Origin of the sequence: Photorhabdus akhurstii (assembly GCF_018448925.1) — a bacterium.
Classification (GTDB): domain Bacteria; phylum Pseudomonadota; class Gammaproteobacteria; order Enterobacterales; family Enterobacteriaceae; genus Photorhabdus; species Photorhabdus akhurstii.
On sequence record NZ_RCWE01000130.1, the window covers coordinates 1 to 477 of the forward strand.

Annotated in this window: 1 protein-coding gene; it reads right to left on the minus strand. The window is 52.2% G+C overall.

Going from position 1 to position 477, the window contains the following annotated elements; all coding sequences use genetic code 11:
* Positions 1-477: condensation domain-containing protein (locus EAE93_RS25785; RefSeq protein WP_214040743.1), on the minus strand; the 477-nt coding region annotated here is incomplete at both ends.

Genomic DNA, 477 nt, shown 5'->3' on the forward strand with positions numbered 1-477 from the left:
TGTCGCGGCCTTCCTGCAAGGAGTGGTAAATCTCCGCCAGTTCAGCCATAAAGATATCGACCGACCAGCCATCAATGGCGATATGGTGCCATAGCATTAGTAAGTAGTGCCGACCAGACACCGAATATTGGCGCAGGCGCAGGCTGGGTTCTGTGGTCAAATTAAACGGGGTGGCTATTTCTGCCCGAACCGTGTTCCGCAGCATGTCAGTGTTTTCACAGGGTTGGGATTGGATAACCAAATTCCCGTCCAGTCTCTGCGGGTAAACCTGTCCATCATCATCGCTGCGGTACGCCATCTTCATTACAGCATGGCGTTCAGCCAGCCGGTTAATGGCGGCCTCCAACAGAGGCAGACAGGCATCATTATCCAGTTGAACCAGATAAGGGATATGGTAGGTATCGGAGCCTTGTTCAAATTGCTCGATAAATAGCATCCGCTCCTGAGCGAACGATAAGGGATAACGCTCCCGTGCCA